This is a genomic window from Nostoc sp. JL33 (assembly GCF_017114985.1).
Classification (GTDB): Bacteria; Cyanobacteriota; Cyanobacteriia; order Cyanobacteriales; family Nostocaceae; genus Nostoc.
In genome coordinates, this window is sequence record NZ_JABXKP010000057.1 from 1 (window position 1) to 19,177 (window position 19,177).

A 19,177-nucleotide genomic window follows, 5' to 3' on the forward strand; every position below is an offset into this window, starting at 1 on the left:
GATCTATTTACGTAGTTTACCGCCGTAGGCATCGCAGGATAATTAAGAAAAGCCTGAAAACTTCCTCAATAGAATTTATTGCACATCACGATGCATTTGTACAGTGCGTAAGTCCTGAATGTACAGAAATAGAGAAAATTTCCTAAAATTAAAGATTTTATCAAATAAAGATGATTTTGAGAGCAAACAAGGGATAACTAAAGATAGTTCCATCTAGGGTGAGTATTCTCTTAGTTTCCTATGACCTATTGCCTCAGAATTGCCGACTTACCTACAAATGAACGTCCGCGTGAACGACTAATGACGCATGGTGCCAAAATTTTAGCCACAGCAGAGTTAATCGCAATTCTTCTAGGCACTGGACAAGGGCCGGGAAAACTCTCTGCTGTAGGTTTGGGACAATATATCTTGAGCGAATTAAGCAAACACCAACGTGATCCTTTGGCAGTTATGCGAGAAGTTAGCCCTGCTGAGTTGATGCAAATTTCTGGTGTTGGCCCGGCGAAGGCGACAAGTATCTTAGCAGCAATTGAATTGGGTAAACGCGCCTTTCAATCTCGTCCCAACGATGGCACATTAATTGATAGCCCACTTGCTGCTGCTGCTACCCTCAGTCAAGATTTGATGTGGCAGATACAAGAACGTTTTGCAGTGGTGCTATTAGATGTTAAAAATCGCTTATTGGGTACGCAAGTAATTACCATTGGCACAGCAACCGAAACCCTAGCCTCTCCCCGTGATATTTTTCGAGAAGTTATTCGTCAAGGTGCAACGCGGGTAATAGTTGCCCACAACCATCCTTCTGGAAACCTTGAACCTAGCCAGGAAGATATAGAATTGACGCGTCAGTTGTTAGCAGGGGCGCAGCTTTTGGGCATTCCGGTACTAGATCATCTGATTTTGGGTAATGGCAATCATCAAAGTTTACGGGAACTGACAACCTTGTGGGATGAGCATCCACAGGGGGATTAAATCAGCAGGAAGCAGGGATGCAGAGAAATTTAACAATTCAACATTCAAAATTTTTGAATTGTTAATTGTTAAGCTTCATTTACCCAATAAACATAATATCGTTCACTATCCACCCAGCCTCTCTGAAAATCCTTGATCGGAACAATCTTTAAATCATTGCGGTTGACATTCAGTTTTTTATTTAAAATAAGTAAAATTTTCTTTTGCTCATCTTGATTTTTGAGTAGAGAACTTATTTGGCTTAATATTTCAGGTTGTTCGACATCTTGACGACCTTTTTTAAATAGGGTAAAGCTTCCCAGTTTTTGAAGCTCAGGATAGTAAAACTTTCGATTGAGATAACCCGATAAAGGAGCCATATTTGCATCTCGACTGGCAACAATAAATTCATTATTTAACCCAGCTTTTTGAATATATTGAGCCGTTTCCCGACTGGCAGAAAATGGTACAACTAAATCTCTTGAGAAACTATAAATACCTCCCCCAAACTGGACATAAAGAATTAGCATCAAAGCGATATGATGCCATTTATTCACAAATGTAATTGAATTTGGACGAACAGAAAACTTGTTGAGCAAAACTGTAGAGTCTTGATAATAACTTCCCAGCCATAAAGCCGCTATCAGAACTAAATAGAAATGTCCAAAATGCCGAGGCATACCGATAAATCTCAAGTATGTAAACGCAAATATTATAGAATTACCTATAATGTAGAAAAAGAAAGCAACTGGCTTTTTAGATAATTTAATCAAGCTTAAAATTACAATTGATAGAGCAATTATCGCACAAACAATTAAATCCAGCCATTTTTTGTGTGCAGGAATAATTAATAAATAACTACCAAATATTCTACCTATGCTTCTCAAAAAATGACGGATATCTAATTGTATTATCCAACCATTCTTTAACCCACCATAAAGATAACTATCTGTCGGAGGAGTAAGAATATAAAGGGATAAAAGAAAACAAAATATGATAAGTACAATACTTAAAAATAAGTCGTATTTTTGGCTTTGATTAAAATACTGCTGGCGATGGTCGCTATCAAAAGAAAATTCAGCTAGCAAAGTCAATGATAAAGAAAATGATACCAATAAACCATAAGCACTACTATTAGCTAGTAAACCCAATAAAATTGCTAAATAAGCATAAGTTATTTTTCTGGATGAAAAAACCGTACAGAATGCAAAAATGAACAACATGCTAAAGGCATAATTTCGAGAAATTAAAAGATATTCATAAAAAGGAAAAAAACCAAAGGAAAACAGAAATTTTTGTTGGTAATTAAAAGGGCTATATAGGCAAAAAACAGCAACAGAAACAACTGTAATTCCCAAATGAAATATTTGCATAATCACAGGATTATCGACTATCCTTCTGAGAATCGCCAGAGAAAAATACCAGAGGACAGGATGACCTTCATAATGAATATTTGCAATTAAATCGCCGAAAGATTCACTATCTCTGACAATCAGCCAGGGATTTAGTTCATCTCGCCACATGGAATGGTTGAGAATACCTATTAAACCAAGAACAGAAAAAATAATGATAATAAACCAAGGAGAACGAAAAGGTAATTTTGAAGTATATTTGATGATTTTTTTGTTTAGCATTGTTAGTTCAGAATGAAATTTATCAGGAAAAACTTTTTTCGGATTATTCTACAAAATATCCTCAAACATAGACACTAATTCTTTATTTAATCGGTCAAATTTAACAAATGATCCAGAAGTATCTGCCTCAATTGCCAAACAGTTATCCTCAGAATTGTTCCGTTGTCAAGCTCTGAAGATTGGGGTACTCATCCTGTAATTTGTCAATTTTCGATTATTTTACCGTTTCTAGGTGGAGTTTCCTAGTCAACCTCGAATCAGAAGAAGCGTAAGCACTCTTGTAAGGACGTTTTAAACTTACACCGTAGAGTTAAATTAGGAAAACCCTAGATTTTTAGAAGCGGTTCGCAGCCGGAGCAAATTCAACAGCTACAAACAGATTTGCTGGCAGAATCAACCTTACGACTCAGCTTACATAATTTTGATTATTAGCTCCTGTGCCTTAGCGAAGTTCCTCTGAAGGAGATCGCTACTTTAGGTTTATTGTCCAACAGTACGGCCGTAATTATTGGCGCGATGATTATTGCTCTAATGTTGCCGATCGCGGGTTAGCTTTTGGCGCTTTAAGACCAGATATTACTTTTTTTAGCAAGGGCATAATTGCTGTAGCATTGGGCACAGTATTGGCAATAGCGATCGCCTTGACTCTGGGTTGGCTGGTGGGATTGCCTACCTATCGTAGCGACATACTGGCTCGCTCCAAACCAACGCTGTTAGATTTGGGAATTGCGGTAGCGGTTGGTGGTATCACTGGCTACGCGAAAGTTGAGACGAAAATCTCTGGTAGTTTAGAACTGCAATGTCTGAGGACAAGCCCCTCCGCGTCTACGCTCATCTGTGTCATTGGCTTAGGTTTGGCACAAGGAAATTCGCACTCAGTTTCGGGGCAAGCATTGACTCTAATTTTTGAAGTGGAGGAAATTAGAAGTTGTGAACCCACACCCTAAAGTTGCGAATTTGGCATGAATCAGGAGACAATCTACTCAGTCAAGTCAAAATAATTTTCCAAAACGTAATAGTGGATGTTACAGAATTAGTCAAAGTTTCAATTATTCTCCTGCTGCTTGCTACAGGTGTAGCTTTGCTATCCCGGCGATTGCGAATCCCTTATGTTATGGGTTTAGTATTAGCAGGTTTGCCCATCACTGAGCTATTATCTCGTCCGATTGGTTTAAATCCAACCCTTGTTTTGGATCTTTTCCTGCCAATTCTCCTCTTTGAAGCTGGTATTAATACAGATGTCAGCCGCCTACGCAGCACCTTTAAACCAATTGCTCTACTAGCTGGGCCAGGGGCTTTGCTTTCTAGCGCTATTATTGCCGTACTACTGAAATTTGGGCTGGGACTGAGTTGGATACCTGCCTTATTTGTAGGAGTTATGCTGGCAAACACTGATACAGTTTCAATGATTGCCGTCTTTAAGGAAATACCGGTTCCCGCCCGGCTTTCCACCATCGTTGAAGGAGAAACCCTATTCAATGATGCAGCTGCTCTAGTTTCGTTCAACCTGATTTTGCAAGTATATTCAACAGGCTCACTCACATTTATAGAGGGAATCCAACAACTGCTATTTATCTCTCTAGGAGGCTGCCTTGTGGGGTTAGTCTTGGGCTACTTGAGTATACCTATATTCCCCCGTTTAGATGATCCTCTTAGCAGTCTCTTACTGACGGTTGCAGTTGCATTAGGAACTTTTCAGGTTGGGCAATTTCTCGGTGTATCAGGCCCTGTGGCTGTAGTTGTAGCTGGATTAATTTTCGGGAATTTAGGGCTTTCTGGCAATACTTCTGCTTCTAATCGCATTACCTTGTTGAGTTTCTGGGAATATGCCGGTTTTACCGTCAACACCTTTATTTTTCTATTAATTGGTGTAGAAATAGACTTGGTAACGCTGTGGAGGACTTTACCTGCAATTCTACTTGCAGTTTTAGCTTATCAAATCGGGCGAGTTCTAACAGTCTATCCGCTACTAGCAGTGGTTCGTTGGATTGACCGCCCAATTCCGCTACGCTGGCAACATTTACTGTTTTTAGGCAACATCAAAGGTTCACTCTCAATGGCTCTAGCATTGAGCTTACCCGCTACATTACCAGGGCGAGAAGTCCTTATAGCTATAGTCTTCGGCAGTGTGCTGGTGTCGTTAGTGGGACAGGGCTTAAGTTTACCTTGGGTGGTAAAACGCTTAAAATTATCTAAATTTTCAGAAGCTCAACAACAGGTTGAAGAATTACAAGCCCAGTTGATGACGGGTAAGGCGGCACAAGATGAGTTAGATAGCCTGTTGAAATCAGGGGTGTTACCAAAAGCCGTTTATGAAGAGATGCGTTCAGCTTATCAGGTACGAATTGCCGGTGCAGAAAAGACACTGCGGGAACTTTATAATCGTCGCCCTGATCAGTTGGAAGGCAAAAGTGACAATAGCGGTAAACTTGATGCTATTCGCCGCCGTTTACTGCTGGCAGAAAAAGGAGCGCTGAATGAGGCAATGCGAAAGCGAATTCTCTCAGAAGAAATTGTGCGGGGGCGGATACAAACTCTTGATGAACAATTGCTGAAATTAGAAGATGATTAGTTTGTTGGGGATTGGCCAAACAGGGCATTGGAGATGGGGGATAGTCTGAGCTTTGTGAATGAACCTTTGAGCTTTGGCTGATTAGGGAGAGTCAGAGACTCAATGAATGCATTCCCATGCTCCGCATGGGAACGAGGAAATGATAAATTAGTTTTTTAAGATTTCTATTTTAAAGGCGATCGCTTATCGTTATTTTGATTTTTAATTACCCTACCAGGACTGATAAAAGAAATTCCTTGTTGAAAGTCAGTACCAATCATAACTGCCTCCACTATCGGTTCAGATATTTCTGTTTGGGCTACCCACTCTACAATAAAGTTTGCGCCTAAACCTCCAGTGGTATCATTTCTATTTATAAAAAAATCTGTAGAAGCTAGCGCATCAAGTTGAATAGGGCGCTCCAAATATTGTTTAACTAATTTCCCATCTGAGTTATAGTAGCGCACAGAAGTAATAACGATCGGATTGGTTAAATCTGTATTCCGAATACTGAGCGTAGCTGCTAACTCGAAAATCTCCTGCCGATTGTGATGATAGATATGAGAATAGACAGGAACATAAACAGTTTGACCGCTTGCTATCTTAAAGTTCTTATCCAGCGTCACTATTTTTTGCAATGGGGTTGCTTGAGTGGCATCGGGTTGTGACTTGGGTGGAATATTTATTGATTTACAAGATGCAAGAAAAATAACAGCGATCGCTAAATAAATATGTGGATACGGCTTCATCAAAACTATTTACACCAATTTTTTATGCATGTGTTGCTAACCCCACCTAATAAAGAGTTTAGGTAGGAAATGCCCTCAACATCTTTGTTCAATAAAATCAATGACTTGATGTAAACATCCTGGTTTAGTCACAATCAGCACAGTTGAATAAGGTTCCAGTATTGTACCGCCGTTAGGAATCATCAAATCTTCGTGAGGATGGGGTTGATAGCCAATAATTAGCGAACCAGTAGGGAATCGGGAATCCTGAGCAATTTCGGCAAGGCTACGACCAGCAACATAGCAATTGTTTGGGATGGAAAGTTTCAGAACCTCAATCTGTCCCTGCTCAAAATGCATCATTGAGTCCACTTGCGGATACTCAATAGCATTCACCATTGTTGAAACTGCTAGTTCAACAGTACTGATGATGTGGTTGGCTCCAGCTATACGCAGTGGTTCGGCAAAATCGGGGTGGCGCATCCGACTCAAAATATGAGGGGCACCGTAGTGTTTAGCAAGAGTTACCATTGCCAAGTTTAAGGCATCACTTCTGAGAACAGCTGCCAAGGAGCCGGCTTTGCGAATCCCAGCTTCTAACAATACTTCTGTACTCACAGCACTGCCTTCAAAAGCCATTGCTCCCACTTGTTCACGGGCGTAGCGGCAAGCGATAGGGTCAATGTCAATTACGGCAACAGTATGCCCTAGCTCTATCAGTTTTTGCGCCAAACTAAGCCCTACTAAGCCGGCTCCACCTATCAGTACGTACATGACTGTTCTTAATATACTTTGAATTTTTACTTCACTTTACAGGTTAACAAACAGATACATTGGTAAGAGTGTACATCTGTACGCCCTTATTATTCATTTGTTGTCAAGATTTTTGAACTAGTATGTCTTAGCAGCAATGGAAATAACAAAATAATTCCAGTACAGGTATTTCAATTCTAATTTTTAACCTGGTATTTTTCGAGCAACTCTTTAACTTGAGTAGCCACCAAAGGATGTGGATCTTTTTCTAACTGGGGTAGAATTTGCAGGAGAACACGATGTGAAACCATATTCAAGTATGCGATCGCAGCTTCCCTAACAAAGCCGGTTGGATGACGCAAACTCACTAAAATCTCAGAACTTGTCAGTCGGATGCGATTCACTTGAGCAAAATGAAAACAGCAAGCTAGACACCAGTCAGAAAGCAAAGTACCCAACTTCAGCAATCTGTGGAGGCGATCGCTAACTATCATATTCTCATATTCTATGATCTTGGCTTCTACAAGATGTTGCAATTTTTCTGAGTGCGGTCGGTTATCTAAAATATTCAGCAATAAAGACTTTGAAGACAAAGTTACGGTATGCTCTAAGATTTCTAACCCCCGCGCTAAGTTTATCACTGAGAGCGATCGCAGATTAAACGCTGCTGCCTGCATCTTTTCTGGTGAGTAAAGCAGTTTTAGTAGCAGTAGTAGCCGCTCTTTGACATCCAATTCTAATTCTAAAAGGGCGCGTTCCAGTAATTCACAAACAATCACAATCCTCTGACTGGATTGATGATTTTCTTTTTGGTCTAATGTTTTAAAGTCAATGTATGCAGCGTAAATCTCACCTAAAAACTTTAATTCCTGCTTGATTAAATTTTCTACCCGACTTTCATAAAACCGATCAACTAAACCTGTAATTCCTGGTTGTTTATGTATTTTTACTAAGCTACGAAGAATATGATCCCTGCTAGTACCCCAAGAGGTTTCCAAGTTTTCCCATAAAGTCTCTAATGCTTCTTGGGTGCCAATTTGAGCAATGGTTCGCCAAGCGTACATCCGCACTACTTCCGGTTTGTAAATATTCGTAGCCAACCGCAATAGCATTTCTAAAGCTTCATTTTCTAGTCCCACTAGGGCTGACATTGCTGTAGTGCGGGTTGATTTGTAATAAAGTGCTGCAATCAGCGCCGAATAGTACTCTTCTAAATGGGTTGCTGCGATCATTTCTAATACGGCACAGCGCACCCGTAAAGACTCATCTTGTAATAAATTCGGGATGTGAATCCGCAACGCCTGCAAATAAACTGCTTCTCTGAGCGCCCTGACTCCATTCACCCGTTCCCGTTCTAGCTTATGAGTCAACATCCGGCGCATGGTTTGGGTAGCTGCTACCTTTTGCATGGGCGTTCCCTGACGTAAGACTAAAGCGGCGGCGGTGGCGCGGATAAGCGAGTTTTGCCGGGGGTTCAGGTATTCTTCTAGGAGGCTTAAATTCGGATTTGGTTCAGCCAGCCAAACGTAGCGCAGCGCTAGGGCAAAAACTTCGGGGTTAGTTTCTTGGGATTGTTCTAACAAAGGACGGATGGCGGCTAGATAAACAGGATTTACACCTGCTATTAGCATCACTTCCAAACTTTGGCGCTGCAAATCTGGGGTTAACTTGATTAGTAGAGGCGCTAAAACTTCCGCAGCTCCAAGGGAATCCATTTGGGCTAAAAGTTCAATGCAAGACCGTTTATCAGCCTCGCTGCCTTTTTCTGCTAAAGCTTTGACTACCCCCTGTTTGAAAAATCGTAAGCCCACATTGGTTGCACTCAATTGACCCCGCGCTACACTCAAGACTAACAGTTCAACATAGCGCGATCGCAATTCCCAAACTACTGCTAAACAGGTGCCAGCTATCAGCATTGTTTCTGATACCAACACCCATTTTTGCATTGGTACAGGTACAAACCGCCCACAAAACAATAGAGTTACAAAAATTAGCGCTCCTGTCAAACCTGTAGCGATCGCTTCGGCAGTTCCGCCAGATAAAGTCTGCATCCGGCTGCGAATTCCCTCTGGAATCGGTTGGTACAGGATGGGGCCGCTACTCATGACAAAGGTGTAGCGCAGAAGTTCATCGCAGAATTTGACAATTATCAGACCCCAGAAAAAGCTTTGCGATTGCATGGCTGGAATTAAATGCAGCAATACCAGCACTCCTGGTAGGGAAAAGCCGACGGTGATTGGTAAAAGCGTGGCTGTGAAAAATACTCCCATCCGTTCGATGAGTCGGCTGGAAACAAACCACTGCAACGACAACTCACACAGTCCCAACATTCCCCCAAAAAGACCCAAGAAACTGGCGAGTTCTCGGTCGCTCAAATTCGATTGGAGTTCACGCAGATATTGAAAATCTACTAACAACCCAATGACTTGCAACAGACCCACAAAAGCAAACAACGAAAAGACATACCGTTTGAGCGGACTTTTAATGAAACGCTCTCGTGAGGCTTGGTGTTCAGGAATTAGTCTTTGGGGGGTTTCAGGAAAAGCTGCTCGATAGTGATTAGTTAAATAGAATAGAATCCCTGATCCTAATAAAATCACTACACAAGCGATGAGGATGATCTTATTTAGCGTGGTGTATTGTACTAGCCAAGGCAAACTAAAGCCACTGATTACATCTGCTACCAAAAGACCACTACTCACCAGTGGGTAAGTCCGCTTAATCTCCCGAATGTTAAATAGTTGGTTGGCGACGATGGAGGTGTTGAGGTCATTGACCACATAAAGTGCATCTACCCATAGCCGCAGCAGAAATACCGAAATCACTGCCAGGTAGGAAAAATGCGATCCCCAACGTAATAAAATTAATAAAACTAATGGCATCAACATGCAAGGTGCGATCGCCACAATCACCCGGCGTAAAGGAAAAATCCTTTGCAGCCAAGAGTATAAAAAAACCAGTCCTGCACTCATCGCGGCACTGGCAATATACATCCACGGCAGTAGGTTAGTCCCATATTCATCCAAAAACAGCGCCACCGTACTGTCCTCTGCCCACCGCAATCCTACAGATACAGTTGTGTAAAAAAGGAACATCAACTGAGTTCGTTCGCTCTCCTCTGGTCGGAGATTCACCCACTGTAGTAGTCGTGGTAAAGCAACTTTATTTGCAGCTAACCAGTGATTTTTCAGTTCCATGCAGTTTTATTTTCTGGTAGTATCACCGTGTAATGGGGAGCAGGGGAGCAGGGGAGCAGGGGGAGATGAGGGAGCAGGGGGAGAAAATACTTCCTCATCCTCCTCATCCCCCTCATCCCCTGGAAATAGCAAAAGTCCTGAGCAACTGAATACTATGTTTCCCATTCAGCCTTCAGGACTATCGATTTTAGATAAATTTAAACGACATCAGAGGTAGGGGCCCACAGATGTGCGCCCAAAGCCGATGTTGCATCCAAAAGACATACGAGTGAAAAAGAATTGTTTTGACGTAGCACTGCTACGTCTCTACAAGGGTTCTGGGTAACGCATATTTAATTTATGGAGATGTCTAAAGAAAAATGAAAAAATCCCCTAGCTAGAAGTCAGGGGATTTTCAAACTCGATCTATTAAACAGTTAGAGGATTATTTTTTAGGTGAGATCAGCATCATCATGTTTCGCCCTTCTTTTTTTGGCGCTTGTTGAAGCTCACCAAACGGCTCCAAATCCGTTGCCATTCGCTTGAGCAAATCTTCTGCTAGGTCACTGTGTTGAATTTCTCGACCCCGGAACATCACAGTAGCTTTGACTTTATCACCATCTTTCAAAAAGCGCTCTGCTTGCTTAACACGCACGTTATAGTCGTGTTCTTCTATTTTGTAGCGCATCTTAACTTCTTTGACATCAGCCGTGTGCTGCTTTTTCCGGGCTTCCCGCGCCTTTTTTTCCTGCTCAAACTTGTATTTCCCGTAGTCCATAACCCGGCAAACTGGCGGGTCAGCTTTGTCACTGATTAGCACCAAATCTAGCTCTTTTTCTTCTGCTAGTTGTAATGCTTCCTGTGGGGTCATAATTCCCAGTTGGGCACCGTCAGTGTCAATGACCCGAATTTTTGGGAAGCGAATTCGTTCGTTAATTTGGGGCAGATCGCGAGTTCTTTTCTTCTCAATCACAAGCATCATGATTTGTGGGAGCTAATGAAGGATTTAGTGTGGTCTAGATTGGTATGCCTCAGAGGCAAAATACTGAATTGACTTAAGACTGAAAAAATAGTCTACACTTCTAGGGTAGCTAATTCATAAAAGAGTTGTGTCGTTGTATTTGTCATTCTACTCACTCTGAGAGAATTTCTCTGCAAGAGTTAATCTAAATTACACAACTTAGACTCATGTTAAATATTATTACAGTTATCGAAACAGAATTCAGGAGTCAGGAGTCAGGACTTATAGGAATCGTAAATTGTTTTTGAAAAAACCTCAATAGTCTTGTAGGGTCGCCAGTTGCTACAAGGGATAGCGTCCCTTGCGCCTCTGGTAGAGAAGCGGTAGCGAGTCATATCATGTGCGTTTGATTACTTATTAAACCCAAAGAACCCCAAACAGCCAAAGCTACGCTTCGTCTCCCCTCCCGAAGAGCGGGGAGGGGATTAAGCAAAGGGAGTGCGTCAGTCTTGGTGTAGAGTACGAAACGCAGTCTAGTGAACGCGAATGTGTCTCGTAGGGAAAGTAATAGGCTGCGATCGCAATGACGAAAATAGTCTAGTTTGCGTAAGTCTTGCAATTGAGACAACCAAACCGAAAATTCTCGGAAATATTCACCTGAAATGCTGTAATTAACTTTATCCTAGTGATCAGGGTTGGGGTGAGGTTTTACAAGGCTTTTTACACTCATTGAGATGCTCCCAAAATAATTTCAGAACAGGAGAAAATATGAAAATAATCCAAGAGTTAAAGACTCGTATTCAAGAACTCAGTAAATAAGCTGTTGAATTTAGTAGAAAAGCATCCCAAGTGTGTTTAAATGACCGTCAGCAAGCCAAGTATTTTAGACAACAAGTAAGAGAAGCTAGCAAACGCACTCAAGTATTGATACACGAGTTAAAACGCCAGGAAGTTTAATTTTGTAGTCAACTTAGAACCCCGGCGAATGGAATTGCCTGCGGCACACTGCGTGTAGCTTGCTTCTCCGTAGGAGTACGCGGCTATACAAACTCTCATCCACCTCCGTGGAAATCATGAAAAATTGAGTGTTTATAACCCACGGAGGTGGGTTTTGCCTCGTGTAGACGCGGTTTCTAACTGCCCTTTTAACTTATGACAGACTCGCATTCACCAGAAGATGACCATGTAAACAGTGATCGCTCTGTTGCACAATTAGCATGGGCGATCGAATCCTCGGTGGGTAGTTCACTTCAAGAAGGTGAAAAGGAAGCCAGAACTGGCAATATTGATAATGCAGTTGCGACTTTTCACACAGCCTTCAAATGGAAGCCCAGTTTAAAATTTGACCCCAAGGTAAAAGCCCAAGAGTTTGCTAACAAAGGAAAGGCGGAACGTTTGATTGGTGAAGGAGAGAGAATTGTGAAAGGGGGTAATGTCAAGGAAGCGCTAGCAGATTATACCGAAGCTCTAAAGTTAGATCCAAAAGTTGAAATCTCCGCCGACTCTTGGAACTCACTTTGCCGATACGGTAGCTTACACAAACAAGCCACTGATGTCATGTTTGCCTGTGACAAAGCGGTTGCCCTTGCTCGTGAAAATGCCAGTATTTTTGACAGTCGGGGGCTGGCGAGGGCGCTGACAGGCAATACCCAAGGAGCGATTACTGACTTTGAGGCATACATCGCTCAGACTCAGGATAAAGATAGTAAAGCACGACGGCAGCGCTGGGTGAAAGATTTACGGGCGGGGAAGAATCCGTTTACAGATGCAGAGCTTGAAAAGTTACGGAAGTAGTTTTAACCTCTCTTCCATTCCTCTCCACTCTTAGGCTACGGTGTACGCACAAGTCGAAAAAGCCTCTACCCACACTTTTGTGAAAGTGAAACTGTAACGCTCACCGACATCCCGCCCAGAACTGAAGTTCAGGGCTGATAGCCCAAGTCCTACTTAAGTGGACTAAATGACGAGCAATTCAGTCCACTTGAGTGGACTTAGGCTATAAGACTCGGAATTCATTCCGAGGCGGGATAGAAATGCAGTGCGAGATTTATTAATAAAGATATGGCTGCGACAATACTTGTGGGATATAAGTAATCGGACAAAAATATTTACAGTCATTGCGAGCGATCGCGGAGCGTCTGGTAGAGAAGCGTTCGCGGCGGTTCTCGGTTGGGTGCAGTACACTTTGACCTCTCTCCAAACCTCTCCCCTAAGAGGGGAGAGGCTTTGAACGAACTTTGGGGGTTTAAGTCCCCTGCCTAATGACGGCAGCGCGTTTTGTGTCGGGGTCTAAATCCCCGTCACAAAACGTAATTGCGAATTGCGAATTGCGAATTGTTTTAATCTTACTCCCCTTCCCTTGCTCTTAAGGGGCTGGGGGTTAGGTTTCGCTTGATTTTTCCACATAACGTGAAAAATCAAAGTTTTATAATAGAATTTCACGCTGATGAATTAAAGGAGACTGTGACGACTACACTACACTGGCAGGAACGGGTTGGTAATCAAAGAGATTGGGTATGGCGCGGCTGGCAAACCCGCTACACTTACATTCGCCCTAGCCAAAATCACCACAAGACAACACCCCTGATATTGCTACATGGCTTTGGCGCTTCCATTGGTCATTGGCGACATAATTTAGAGGTGTTGGGTGCACATCACACAGTTTACGCCATAGATATGTTGGGTTTTGGCGCTTCTGAAAAAGCCGCAGCTAATTACAGCATTGAATTCTGGGTAGAGCAGGTTTACGACTTCTGGAAAACATTTATCCGTGAACCAGCGATATTAATCGGCAATTCCAACGGTTCACTGATTTCTATGGCCGCCGCCGCCACTCACCCCGACATGGTGCGGGGTATGGTGATGATGAGTTTACCCGACCCGTCACTAGAACAAGAAGCAATTCCCCCTGTGCTGCAACCAGTGGTCAGAGCAATTAAAAATATTGTTGCTTCGCCGTTGATACTTAAACCTGTGTTTAACTTCGTGCGCCGTCCTGGGGTGCTGCGTCGCTGGGCTAGTCTCGCCTACGCTAACCCAGAGGCGATTACCGATGAACTCATAGAGATTTTAGCACAGCCTGCCCAAGATAGAGGTTCCGCAAGAGCTTTTAGTGCTTTGTTCAAAGCGGCGATCGGAATTAATTTTAGTCCCAGTGTCAAGACAGTATTACCAACCTTAACAATTCCGATGCTTTTAATTTGGGGACAAAAGGATCGGTTTGTTCCCCCAGCCCTGGCTAGCCAATTTGCCCAGTACAACGAGAAATTGGAAGTGCTGAATTTAGAAAATGTGGGTCATTGTCCCCATGATGAATGTCCAGAACAAGTCAACCAAGCTATTTTAGATTGGATTGAGAGATGGGTTAGCAATCGCCAACCCTTGGTTATTCCCTAAATATTATCCAATGGGTGCGATCGCCACGCTTGAATTTCTTAATTTTTAATTCCTTAACACCTAGCCAATCGTGGCTTGGTTAGTGTCAACATCTGTAGCACCATTCACAGAATTGGCTACAGAAATCATTTTGTTGAGAATTTCTTGACTGGGAACTTTACCTTTCAATACTACAGTGCTGCCTGTCTGAGCAACCCAAAGGGTATCAACATCGTCGAGTTGGGGGTCTTGATCAAATGCCAACGCTACCCGCTTTGCTAAACCACTTTGGTCGTATTCTCCGTTTAATCCCAGACGTTCTGGCGGTGTTGATTGCGTATCAGTAGATGCAACGCTAGTACTCGGATCTTGCGCTGTTGCCTGTGCAGTCGGATTTATTTCTGCATTTTCAGGTTTTTCCATTCCAAATAGTCTTTTTAACCAACCCATATAAACTTTTCTCCGATTAGAGGCTCATCAAATCTGAGTATAGAAGCTTTACAAAAATGCCGCATCTGCCAATGAAAAGATATGCATCAATGAAATTCCTGCTTGCAGTATGATTTGGGCGAAATTTCTCTCTAGAAAATGCAATGAGTGTAACTATTAAGTTTAAAATAGAAGGTCGCACTAACTTTTTGAGTGCGGTAGTACGTCTAGCGTAGACCTTAACTAGTGTCTGCGTTCCTCAATTCCTGCTCTAGCCTCTATTGGCGAAGATGAAACATACCCTTTCAGTTCTCGTAGAAGATGAGGCGGGTGTTCTTTCCCGCATCTCTGGTTTATTTGCCCGTCGCGGCTTTAATATTGAAAGCCTTGCTGTTGGCCCTGCTGAACAAGGAGGAGTCTCCCGAATTACGATGGTTATACCTGGTGACGATCGCGTCATCGAGCAGCTCACCAAGCAACTGTACAAATTAGTCAATGTCCTGAAAGTACAGGACATTACCGAAACTCCTTGCGTCGAGCGGGAATTGATGCTTTTGAAGGTGAATGCTAGTACCAGCAATCGCTCAGAAGTAATCGAACTGTCTCAGATTTTCCGGGCGCGAGTCGTGGACGTGGCGGAAGATTCTCTCACCTTAGAAGTTGTGGGAGATCCAGGTAAAATGGTAGCGATCGTGCAGGTGTTGCAAAAATTTGGTTTGAGAGAAATCGCCCGCACTGGCAAAGTTGCCCTGACTCGTGAGTCGGGTGTGAATACCGAGTTACTCAAGTCTTTGGAAGCAAAAGTTTAGTTGCGAACTTAACTTTTGCTTAAGTGAAAAACCTGTCTATTATAGTTGGATGGGTCAAACCTTTCTATTCGGCTTTGAGTTAAAAGCCCTGAAAGTCCATCCCGCTTTTCAGGTAAAAATCAACCGTGATGCCTTAGCAGTCTCTCTCCGAATCCAGTCGATTGCAGAAATTTTGGCAGTTTCTGATGCCACTATTGCCTAACTCAAGGCTTTTGTTGCAAAGTCCACAGCATATCTATGCCATAAGATAGCTGCTTTTTGAATGTATATATGCTTTAAAAGTTGAATATAAGTATCTATAGCATAGCAATAAGTTAAAAACTACAGATAAAAGGTTTTATGACTTACGTATAGACACTTGTATGTTCAGGCAGCGCTTCGAGAACAACTATGTCGAACAAAAACGCCTATAGAAGAATCTGAAATGTCTGGTGGAATCCTCAGAACAAACTAAAAAAGCGGCTTTTTATAAATTAGTAGTACTAGGTGTATTTTCATAAATTACTTTATATATTTTGCCATATTAATTCGTTTTACTGCCAGCAAATTCTATTAATAACGATTTATGCACAGCTATTATTTACTGCTATTACTGTGATGCCCAATTACCTTACTTCAGCAAGATGTACGCTCCCTATCTCAACTGTTATTATATTTATTAAATGGAAATTCCAGTTGACGTAATGAGGTAAGTAATGGCAACTAAATTGAAAGTTACAAATATTAAAGGTGATGAGTGTGTCGAGAAAATAACTAAATCTATTCAGACTATGGTAGCTGATGCCAAAGTAGATGTGGACGTTAAGGGCAAAACCATAACTGTAGATGGTTCGGCTTCTGAAGAAACCATTAAACAGATAGTTCAATCTGCTGGTTATACTATAGAGGGCTATTAATTACATTTCTAAATTTCTCAGGAGATTTAGAAATGTAATTTAATTAGCACAATTCCTTGATCATAATATATTCGCCCGTTTTGCGGGCGGAATATTATTAGCAAATTACTTTATTTAATCAAGAATATCTTCCTCCTCAGACAGACTTGAAATACTTGGCTTTCTGCCTGACTTATAAGCCAATACGCTTGGCTTTGTGAAAAATAGCTTTGTTGGGTAACGCATTGCCTCAACCCAACCTACGAATATTCTTAACCGAACCGTATTGCAAGTGTATTGGTTTATAAGCTGTAACAGATACAGCTAAAGATCGTGGGATTTGAAAGTATAGCGTTTACTAATCACATGAGGTACATCGCACGCCCTCTTTTCGCAAGCGAGTAGGGGGTTGGGGGTGGGGTTCTTGTACCTCAATACGGTTCGGTTAAGGCAAGAGACGCGATAAATCGCCGTCTCTTGCATTGGACTGATTATTGTAAAGACGGCGATTTATCGCGTCTTTGCGATTAGCGGCGTGTGATCAAAAAACCTTATCCGAACCGTATTGTCTTGTACCTCACAAGGGCCGAGAAGCGCTATACTGCTGTATATTTATTTGCTATCACAAAATTGTGAAATTTTCCGATACTCCTTTTTCCTAACAGAGCTAGGAAAAAAATGGGTAAAATAAATTTAACTTTGTAGTGCGATGCCTGCGGCGGGCGTAGCCATCGCAAACCTTCTCCATAAGAATCGCTAGCCGCAGACAGAATCAATTGTTGCTAATTACTGATATTTAATCGCGTGGTCAGCTACTTCAGATAAATCAGCAAATTCAATCCTGGAATTGTGCGGGAAAGTGTCCACAAAACTAGGGTGATGTAAATTACACCCAAACTCCATTGATACCAAGCTAGTGCAGAGATGATACCTGGTAAGTGTTCGTCTCGCAAGCGAATATCGTTAAATCCTAATTTAAGTAGGTTATTGAGGCTAAAATCATAGTAGTTGAACCAGTTCCAACGGCGATCGCCCAACAGAGGCATATATCGTTCCCGAAATGTCTGATTCCTTGGTATCACTGGCAAACGTCCAATCAATAATCGTAACTGGCGAAATGTGCCGTCTTCTGTGAAGTAAGAAACGTCCATTAAATCGTGATAACGTCCTTGTTGGTAAAGTCGGATCAATAAAGCCACTGGGACGGGGACAATAATTATGAAAAGACACCCCAATGTCAGCCAAGGTTGTTCAGCATTGCGAAAGATAGCTAGTAAGCTGAAGAATTCTAAAACGCTAAAACTGACTAATATCGAAATGGTTTCGTAGGATGTAGGAATAATTGGTACGGGGTGCAGCCGACGATAGCGATCTACTAGCCAAAATAGTAAGCCGAAATAAGCGATCGCTAATCCTCCCACGCCAAAGACTAACCAAAAATTCGTACCATAGCCACTCAACAACAACAGTACACTTAATGCTAACCAACTCCAAGCTTGCAGTAACCATTCACCGATAGAAAGTGGTTCACCTACAATTAAGTAATCGCTCAATTGTGTATATTTTTCTAAATCGATGTCTGCTAAGGAGAGTAACTCACTGCTGTTGCGAAATGGTTTTATTAGACGATGTTGGGCGATCGCTTCGGCTTGAGGTGCAGAAAAACCCAGGTTAATCAAACTTGCAACGGAGGCACTATTAATATTTGTAGCCGTCAAACGGCGGCTCATTTCTACTAATCGCAGTTGCTGTTTTGTGTACTCCAGTTCATTAGCATCGCTAACTTGCTGTTGCTGACGAAAATTTTGCCCCAAATTCCGCAAGATATTTTGATTACCTTGCAATGTCGGGATGCAAAACATCTTACCAATCTGACCGGGATTTCCTAAAATTTTTGCTTGGTTGGAGTTAAAAGTTAAACCAGGTACGCTTAAACAAGCCTCTGTACTAAACCTCGCATCGCTAAAATCTGCTTGGTTAAGAATGTTCGCACCTTGCATATTTACGAATTGGTTAAACTCCGCTTCCCGGAAGCTCACAGCTTGCTCAAAAATCACTTCTGTTAAAAGGAGAAACTGATTAAAATTCGCTTTAGTAAACTGTACTTGATTCGCAAAGCGCACATCAGAAAAATCAGCATTTTCTTGCCACTGCACACTATTGAATTTAGCTAACTGTTTAAAATTTGCCTGGTTGAAATTGGCAGTTTTTTCAAAGATACTGCTTTGAAAATCAGCGATTTCCTGAAATCTGATTTTTTTAAAATTAGCTTTTTCAAAAAAAATACTGCCCTGAAAATTGCTTGGTTGGTAGAAGGTAGCGCTGGTGAAACTAACGGAACGGCCAAATCTAGTTTCAGTCCAGTTAGTGGGTTGGAGAAAAGTTGCACCTTGGGCATCTACAGACTGAAGAAAGAACGTATTAGGGAACTTTACTTCGCCATTGAAGCGAGTTTGCACCAGTGTCAATGCACCACGAAAGACGGCGATTTCACTCGATGGAGTTGACTGTGTTCCTAATAGCGATCGGCAATCTTTCGAGTTGGGTAAAGCGTAGGCGTAGCCCGTCGTAGATATAGCGAGTGACTGCAAGCAAACAAAGCGCAAACGTTCTAGTTCTTCTTGTTCAGTGGCGGTGAAAATGGGAGCGATCGCTTGCGAGTACAAGGGTGTTCTTAAACCCAAATCACTACCCACAAAATCCCCCAGAATCAGGGCATAGCTGAGGTCTAAACCCAGAGGTTTTGCACCTAACTCTTTTCGCAGCAGTTGGTAAAAAGCATCACGGAAGCTGGCATTTTCTGACCGTAAATCAATCACCATCTTCTGCAAATCTACGGTCAAATTGCCTTCACGGAGCATTGGTGTGCGTAGTCGTTCTTGTAATAATTCTAGAGTTAAGGGTGTGCGTTCTGGTTGCGTTTGTGTTGCCGAAG

Annotated in this window: 16 protein-coding genes; 8 read left to right on the forward strand and 8 right to left on the reverse strand. The window is 42.1% G+C overall.

The window, feature by feature from the left end:
- The first annotated feature begins 240 nt into the window (after nt 1–240).
- A complete protein-coding gene (gene radC, locus HWQ23_RS15850; RefSeq protein ID WP_292829793.1) occupies nt 241–972 on the forward strand; it encodes a RadC family protein in 732 nt (243 codons plus the stop codon).
- Nucleotides 973–1,040: 68 nt separating this feature from the next.
- On the opposite strand, the gene HWQ23_RS15855 is transcribed toward radC, so the two are convergent.
- Nucleotides 1,041–2,585, reverse strand: coding sequence for a hypothetical protein (locus HWQ23_RS15855; RefSeq protein WP_292829794.1), 1,545 nt, complete (start codon nt 2,583–2,585; stop codon nt 1,041–1,043).
- A 599-nt stretch (nt 2,586–3,184) separates the two neighbouring features.
- Here HWQ23_RS15855 and HWQ23_RS15860 point away from each other — a divergent pair.
- Together HWQ23_RS15860 and HWQ23_RS15865 are read left to right on the forward strand one after the other, a co-directional pair.
- Nucleotides 3,185–3,532 (forward strand): DUF389 domain-containing protein, encoded by a 348-nt coding sequence (locus tag HWQ23_RS15860; RefSeq protein ID WP_292829864.1) that lies wholly within the window; start codon nt 3,185–3,187, stop codon nt 3,530–3,532.
- A 71-nt stretch (nt 3,533–3,603) separates the two neighbouring features.
- The gene (locus tag HWQ23_RS15865; RefSeq protein ID WP_292829795.1) at nt 3,604–5,157 is read left to right on the forward strand and encodes a cation:proton antiporter; all 1,554 of its coding nucleotides are present in this window, start codon (nt 3,604–3,606) and stop codon (nt 5,155–5,157) included.
- Between the two features lie 164 nt (nt 5,158–5,321).
- Here HWQ23_RS15865 and HWQ23_RS15870 read toward each other — a convergent pair whose 3' ends face one another.
- From HWQ23_RS15870 to infC, 4 genes are all read right to left on the reverse strand, one after another.
- A complete protein-coding gene (locus tag HWQ23_RS15870; protein WP_292829796.1) occupies nt 5,322–5,885 on the reverse strand; it encodes a DUF3124 domain-containing protein in 564 nt (187 codons plus the stop codon).
- 75 nt (nt 5,886–5,960) lie between these two features.
- Nucleotides 5,961–6,638 carry a potassium channel family protein gene (locus HWQ23_RS15875; protein WP_292829798.1) on the reverse strand — a complete coding sequence of 226 codons (678 nt, stop codon included), beginning with the start codon at nt 6,636–6,638 and terminating at the stop codon, nt 5,961–5,963.
- Nucleotides 6,639–6,814: 176 nt separating this feature from the next.
- Nucleotides 6,815–9,814: an MFS transporter gene (locus tag HWQ23_RS15880; RefSeq protein WP_292829800.1), complete on the reverse strand. Its 3,000-nt coding sequence runs from the start codon at nt 9,812–9,814 to the stop codon at nt 6,815–6,817.
- A gap of 424 nt (nt 9,815–10,238) precedes the next feature.
- Entirely contained in the window at nt 10,239–10,772 is a 534-nt protein-coding gene (gene infC, locus HWQ23_RS15885; RefSeq protein ID WP_292829866.1) for a translation initiation factor IF-3, read from the reverse strand.
- 1,134 nt (nt 10,773–11,906) lie between these two features.
- Here infC and HWQ23_RS15890 point away from each other — a divergent pair.
- Nucleotides 11,907–12,548, forward strand: a complete 642-nt coding sequence (locus tag HWQ23_RS15890) for a tetratricopeptide repeat protein (protein WP_292829802.1) — start codon at nt 11,907–11,909, stop codon at nt 12,546–12,548.
- Between the two features lie 256 nt (nt 12,549–12,804).
- On the opposite strand, the gene HWQ23_RS15895 is transcribed toward HWQ23_RS15890, so the two are convergent.
- On the reverse strand, nt 12,805–12,954 hold the full coding sequence (locus HWQ23_RS15895) for a hypothetical protein (protein ID WP_292829804.1): 150 nt from the start codon (nt 12,952–12,954) through the stop codon (nt 12,805–12,807).
- 263 nt (nt 12,955–13,217) lie between these two features.
- Here HWQ23_RS15895 and HWQ23_RS15900 point away from each other — a divergent pair, with 263 nt between their 5' ends.
- Nucleotides 13,218–14,150, forward strand: a complete 933-nt coding sequence (locus HWQ23_RS15900) for an alpha/beta fold hydrolase (RefSeq protein ID WP_292829806.1) — start codon at nt 13,218–13,220, stop codon at nt 14,148–14,150.
- A 60-nt stretch (nt 14,151–14,210) separates the two neighbouring features.
- On the opposite strand, the gene HWQ23_RS15905 is transcribed toward HWQ23_RS15900, so the two are convergent.
- Nucleotides 14,211–14,579 (reverse strand): BON domain-containing protein, encoded by a 369-nt coding sequence (locus HWQ23_RS15905; RefSeq protein ID WP_292829808.1) that lies wholly within the window; start codon nt 14,577–14,579, stop codon nt 14,211–14,213.
- Between the two features lie 269 nt (nt 14,580–14,848).
- Between HWQ23_RS15905 and ilvN the strand changes: the two genes are divergently transcribed.
- The 3 genes from ilvN to HWQ23_RS15920 all read left to right on the forward strand — a co-directional run bounded on the left by ilvN (nt 14,849) and on the right by HWQ23_RS15920 (nt 16,263).
- Nucleotides 14,849–15,367 (forward strand): acetolactate synthase small subunit, encoded by a 519-nt coding sequence (ilvN, locus tag HWQ23_RS15910; protein ID WP_292829810.1) that lies wholly within the window; start codon nt 14,849–14,851, stop codon nt 15,365–15,367.
- Between the two features lie 49 nt (nt 15,368–15,416).
- Nucleotides 15,417–15,569, forward strand: a complete 153-nt coding sequence (locus HWQ23_RS15915; protein WP_292829812.1) for a hypothetical protein — start codon at nt 15,417–15,419, stop codon at nt 15,567–15,569.
- Nucleotides 15,570–16,062: 493 nt separating this feature from the next.
- Entirely contained in the window at nt 16,063–16,263 is a 201-nt protein-coding gene (locus tag HWQ23_RS15920) for a heavy-metal-associated domain-containing protein (protein WP_292829814.1), read from the forward strand.
- A gap of 791 nt (nt 16,264–17,054) precedes the next feature.
- On the opposite strand, the gene HWQ23_RS15925 is transcribed toward HWQ23_RS15920, so the two are convergent.
- Nucleotides 17,055–19,103, reverse strand: a complete 2,049-nt coding sequence (locus HWQ23_RS15925) for a pentapeptide repeat-containing protein (RefSeq protein ID WP_375466565.1) — start codon at nt 19,101–19,103, stop codon at nt 17,055–17,057.
- Between the last annotated feature and the right edge of the window lie 74 nt (nt 19,104–19,177).